Here is a 5918-nt window from a genome sequence, read left to right on the forward strand (position 1 = left end):
CGCCCAGGCTGGTGGTAGCGTTAACGGCATCAAGAGCAAGCTGGCTAGGGTTGCCAGAAGACCGGCGCGAGGGAGTAACATCATCAGGGGCCAAATTTCTCGGGGAAATAGGAGAGCGGCGGCTCCAGACTCAGCCACTCTTCTTTCATGCGCTCACTCTCTGCGCGTTGTTCGGGCGTGATGGTATCGACATAACTATAATAAGTGAGTGCATTTTCGGAGGTACTTCCTGGCACCTCCTCTTTTAATGCAAGGAGAATTGCCCAGCCTGTTACTATATCCTTTTCTTCTTGGCACATCTCATTTTCACTTATTTCAGGCTCCAAGTAACAAGAGACTTGCCACAATCTACCGTTAATGTGTCCCGCCATGGACGCTTTAATCATCCAATCCCAAGCTTCTTCATAATGCTCCAATTGATCAAGAGTTACTGCTAAATTATTCATCCCTGGCGCATACCCTGCCTCGGCTGCCCGACGAAACCATGTCTCCGCAGCCTCCAGACGCTCAGTATCGCTACTGTAAGAATCCTCATCACGTGCGAGTCTGCCCAGCGTGTTCATGGCCCAGGCATTGCCCGCCTCGGCCGCGCGATTCAACCACGTAAGCGCTTCTTCTTCGTCAAAGTCTTCCACGTAGTAATAAATGTAATAAAGTGCCGCCATGGCTTCCGGGTCGCCGGCTTCCGCTTGAGGCAGCGTGAGTTCGAGTGCCTCCTGCGGCCAGTCATCGCCGTTTTCCGGGCAAACGTCGCCTAGCTCGCAGGCGCCGCCATCGAACAGGCGCAGCATGGCGTAGGGGTCGCCGTGTTGAGCGGCTTGGTGATACCAGTCCAGTGCGGCCTGGTTCATATTGCCCATCACCAATCGGCGGTTGGCTTCACCCAAGTAGTACATGGCCTCTGCATCGCCATTTTCAGCAGCTTGCTCAAGAAATGGAATAGCTGAATCTGCCTTTCTAATCCCGTAAAGCCGCATCCCCTCCTCTTTGGCGGCTTGCGCTTCGTCATCAAGGGCCCAGGCAGGCGGCAAAATTAGCGGTACTAAAAGCAAGCCAGCCAGTGCAGCTAAAAAAGTTTTTCGCATGAGATTATCCTTAGTCAATCACTTTACTGAGTAGCACACACTGCGGTTGCTAAACCTGATACATAGCGGCGATAATTCCCTTTAGCAATACTTGCTTCTCGATTACCCGTGTCTGAAGATCGCTCCATAAAACCTTCCAAATCACGTTTACGGCGTTCGTAAGCATGCCTCGAGTCATCGTGCCATGGCTGGCCATCCTCGCTCATCCGAATGAGCGCCTTGGCGAATAGGTACTGCGAAGGAGTGGGGTCTTGCTGACTAAAACGGCATAACGTGCCGTAAATGCCCGTCGTTACTCCCTCTACTATCCAGCCCAGGCAGTTGGCAATAGCGATCTGTTGAAAGTCTAATGCTTGCTTGGAATTAAATGACTCCACGCTACCGCGGCTTCTACCTCTTCCAGGCGCTTCGACTTCAAACGCGCGCGGCTCACTAATTAGTAAGTACAACAAAACACCCAACGCTTCAGGCGTTAATTGCTGAATCCAGCTAGCTAATTGTTCACCTTGTCCCCTATCAGCCGCATTAACGATCTCATAAGCAATCGGCCCCGCATTCTGCCCGCCCGTCATGGCCCGGTAGATCTGCTCAATACCGGCCTTGCCGCGTGCGGCGAGAAGCCCTACGTTCAGCAACGTCGTGGCAGCGAGATAGCCGAGACACCCAAGGGTTTCGTAGGCTTCTTCATCGATCCACTCGGGCTGAACGTAATTGTTATCCACCATGGCGCGGTGAAGCATGGTGAGCCACAAATCGAGGCTGTCTACGTCCAGGTCGATGGCCAGCGACCCGCCAACGCCTTTGCCCACGACCAACCGAGCACTCATGACGAGTGTGAACTTACCGCCCTGCATACGTAAAAGAAAACCGGCCTTTGCCCCTATACCGATGGATACCTCGCCGCCCAACTTGGCATTGCCGAGGCTTCGCCATCCCGTGAGTGACCGGCTCGACCCCTGCATGGCAAGTTCGGATAACGCGGCGCGTGTCGGCAGCAAGCGCTGCAGATTTTCCGGTGGTTCCCAGTGCAAGGCGCAGCGTGTTTCGATGCCCAGCTTGGCACCCGCAAACGCATCGAACTCTGCGCCTTGGGCTTCGCGCTTGGCCCAATCTACCCCGGTGATGCTTAGCCCATCTTTATCGAAATCAAAGCCCAACTCGCTTGAAAGTACCGCGCTTGCTCCGGCAAACCCTTTGGCCACCGCATCGAGCACAACGGTATAGCGCCCCAGGTTGCGCATTTCGTTACGTTCAGCCAATTCAATACTGACCGGCAATGCCTGAGATTTTTGAGGTAGCACCAATCGTCCCAGAGGGAGTTCGCCCCGTGCCAAGCTGATGGTGCCTTTGCCTTCCCATCCGTAAGAAAGCTTTGCACTGGTTTTACTCTTGTCATTCAATGACCACTCACCGGCTGTATCCCGTGCAAGCTCCAGTTGGTCTTTGTGTGTGACGTTGGCACCTGATTTTTCCTCGAACGTCAATTCACCATCAAAAAATGCCAGGCTGGCGGACTGTGCCTCCGCGTTCCAGGGGGCATCACGCTCATCTTCTGTCCGCTCTTCGTTAAGATCAAATTGCGTCATCCCGACCAGTCGCAGCATTTGTGCTTGTGCACTGGCATCAAAAAGCCTCAACGATTCACGGCCAGGGCCGGTAAAGAGTATCTTCTGGAGAGCTTCTCCCCAGCGGGTTTTGTTATCCCCCGTGAGTGACTCCACCTCGTAATGGTGATTTTTCAAATAGGAAAAGAGGTCGTCCGGCTGGAAAAAGCCCAATGTATCTTCGTGCCAACTGAGCTGATGCTCGATGCTCTCGCAGCCACGCGAAGCCAGCCACTGAGTCAACGCCGTTTCAGGCGCTTCCCATAAGGTGGCGGGCAGTACGCCGTCGGCGCTGAGCGATTGATTCAAACGTTCGCGTTCGGCTTCTGACATCAGAGGCGCCAGTTGCCATAAACTGATGTGGCTTAGCGATTTTTCTCCCAGCGGCGAGCTGAACTCGCGAAGCGGAAATTCGCGGCGTACAAGCCGCTCGATTTTACGTTTTTCGTAACCTAGCGAATGCCGATCGTCGTTCAGGTTCGTGTTCCATATCAGGACGCGTCCCGGCTTCATCTGCTTGACCGCTTCGCTGGCCGCTTCAAACAGCTCATCCAGCTGATCATGAAGTCTTGCGTACTGCTGGCGCTCTTGCTCGAAGAGAAAAACGGGCAGTTGGGCACGGCCTGCCGTTCCGGACTCCCATTCGCTCAGCTTTTGCTCTACCGATTCATTGAGCTCAGCGCTTTCCCTCAATAAGCGGCAATAGGTATCGAAGCCGTTTATGCCGCCCTTTACATTTGGACCTCCACCGGAGGCACTGGAGAGTGCAAGCTCTGGCGTGGCAATGCCAAGTGCAGCGAGTTTTAAAATGCTTTCGAGATAATCGTGATACTTCTCTGTTTGCTGTTCGCTCAATTGCTGTACATAGCCTACCAATTGGCAAGCCTGTGCGGCCTCGACGGGCGGATTGGATTCGCATAGCTGAATAAAACGCTGATACTCTGCCAAAACGTCCTGAAGTGAAAAAGGAGTAGCAGGCCCCTGGCTGCCCGGATTGAAATGATACTGACGCTGCGCCTGCTCCCGGCATACACGATACGTCTCCAGGGCTTGAGCGATTTCTTCCTCCCAAGGCCCGTAATATGCCTCGCCTTCAAGTGAATAACCTTGCTCCTCTGCCCGCGCTACTCCTTGCTGGTACAGTTCCCGAAGCTGGGTTTCAATATTACTGATTTCACTACTCGAAAAAAAACGAGCAACGTGATCCAACAAGCCCAGCGTACTCATATCCCAAAGCACATCACTTAGACCACGCTCATGAGCGATGCGCTGCTGTACTGACGATAAGTCTTCTGACGTTAACGCGACCAGTCGATTGAAGTTTTCAATATATCGCTGGCGCTCGGACGCGTTTAAGAAACTTTCAGCTCTGCTAGGCAGCAGGCATTCCATTAAACCAGCCTCATTTGTCAGAAGGTCAAGACGAGTCTGCTTATCTTCCGTGTTTGCCCACTCCCTTAAGGTTTCAGATGCCTCCATCAATGCATCTGAAACCTCTTCAGTAAGTAACCAGAATGTCCGCGTTCCCGGTATGTAAATAATATCGGCCCAGCAATTTTCCTCGCATACATGCGAGGTATTTTCTCCTGGGCTTTCACCCTCTGATGCCGGTGGTTCGAATACATTGACCACCACAGGGTTCAGACGACGCTCCGAGGGTTGCGAGGCACTCATACAAAATGCTCCAGTTGCTGTACCTTCTGACGTGATGGAACCGGCTTATTCAGCACATCTTCTATTTGACTACCAAGCGTCTCGCACTCATCTGTTATAACAGGCAATAGCCGTTTTAAATGATCAGAACGAGTAATACCGGCTTCCATCAAGATCTTCATTTTGATTAACCAAGAGGCTTGTACATCACTAAATGGCCTATTCGTCATACGGCTCAACCACCAGGCTTGCTGACTTTCCTTCAGCGCTACTTCCATCTTGTTGGTCAGATGCGCTTCATCGCTCGCATTAGACGTTTCGGGTTGAGCCTGCCAAACAAGCCATTGGCCTTGTGGCGTGGGCGTTGCTACCAGCTGAAACGGGCTCATCCAGTGTTCGTAAATGCCAAGTGGCGCACTGGCGAGTAGCGCCATCCATGCGGCGGGCTGCTGCACATTAATGAGCGACTTTCCGCCATGCGGGTCGGCCAACACGAACAAGGGGCGCAAATGTTCAGCCAGGCTTTGCAGGGTTTGGTCTGACTCGGGCAAACACGCCCATCCCAGACGTTTTTGGCAAAGCGTTTCAGCGTAGCGCCAAGCCTCACTCCCTTGGTCTATCTGCAGCAGCCATGGGCTTGCTTCTAAAAGAGGTGAAAGCGCTGTTCCCGCAAACAGCGTTAAAAAGTCCTGCGTGCCTGGGAGCCCCAGTATCGATCTACACTGTTCAGGCGAGCGGCGTTGATCGAGCACGAAAAAACCGTGCTTGCCCGCTGTTGATGCCGGGAGATTGTCGATTATCTGAGAGCGCGCGGCGATACCACTCAACCAGCCAGACATGGGCAGTCCTCGCGCGTGCATTGAGTATCATTGATCTTGCCGCACAGCGGCATGATGGCCGCGTCGCTGAGCTGGTAGTCCTTGAGCTTGGGCAGGGAGGTGGGCGGTATGGCCTCATGCACCTCCGCCATCGCATGCCCAGGCAGCAGCGGGCCTTCAGCGGCCTGGCCGGTGCCGTTGCCGGGGCTGCCGCCGGCGTTTACCTTGACGTTGGGGCCTGAAATGGTGATGCCGCCGCCGTCCAGCTTGAGAAAGCTGCCGCCGGCGTTGAGGGTCAATTCGCTGCCCGCTTCCAGCACCACCTTGTGACCGGCCTTGATGTGCAGCTCGCGGCCGCTTTCGCTCAGCCATGCCTGGCCTGTGTTGATATGCAGCGTGCCTTGTACCGTCAGGTGCTGCTGGCCTTCGGCGTGCTCGAAGCGGTTGCCGTGCACCGTGTGGTGGTCGTCATTGTCGATCTCGCTGATGCGGTCGTTGTGCACCTTGAGAAAGCTGTCGTTGCGGATTTCTTCGGTGCGGTCGTTGAGCGTCAGAAGCTCCAGGTCTTTCTGGGCGTGGAGCCAGATCTGCTCTTCCCCCGCCTCGTCTTCAAAGCGCAGTTCGTTGAAGCCCTCGGCCTTGTGGCTTTGGGTGCGAATGACGGTGCGCGTCTTGTGCTCGGGCAGCGGGTACGGGGCGGTGTTGACGGCGTGATAGGTACGCCCGGTGACCAGCGGCTGGTCCGGGTCGCCTTCCAG

4 protein-coding genes are annotated in these 5918 nt (G+C 54.5%); all 4 read right to left on the minus strand.

Features of this window, described 5'->3' with window-relative positions; translation table 11 throughout:
* Nucleotides 1-83: 83 nt before the first annotated feature.
* Nucleotides 84-1085, minus strand: coding sequence for a tetratricopeptide repeat protein (locus B0H98_RS16755; protein WP_106376208.1), 1002 nt, complete (start codon nucleotides 1083-1085; stop codon nucleotides 84-86).
* A gap of 23 nt (nucleotides 1086-1108) precedes the next feature.
* Nucleotides 1109-4363 carry a hypothetical protein gene (locus tag B0H98_RS16760; protein WP_106376209.1) on the minus strand — a complete coding sequence of 1085 codons (3255 nt, stop codon included), beginning with the start codon at nucleotides 4361-4363 and terminating at the stop codon, nucleotides 1109-1111.
* Nucleotides 4360-5181: a DUF4123 domain-containing protein gene (locus B0H98_RS16765; RefSeq protein WP_167392692.1), complete on the minus strand. Its 822-nt coding sequence runs from the start codon at nucleotides 5179-5181 to the stop codon at nucleotides 4360-4362. Before B0H98_RS16765 ends, B0H98_RS16760 begins: the two co-directional genes overlap by 4 nt.
* Nucleotides 5166-5918, minus strand: a 753-nt coding sequence (locus B0H98_RS16770) for a bacteriophage T4 gp5 trimerisation domain-containing protein (protein WP_422822166.1), incomplete at its 5' end; no start/stop codon positions are given. The genes B0H98_RS16770 and B0H98_RS16765, both read right to left, overlap by 16 nt.

The sequence above is a fragment of the Vreelandella songnenensis genome, assembly GCF_003002925.1.
GTDB classification, from domain to species: domain Bacteria; phylum Pseudomonadota; class Gammaproteobacteria; order Pseudomonadales; family Halomonadaceae; genus Vreelandella; species Vreelandella songnenensis.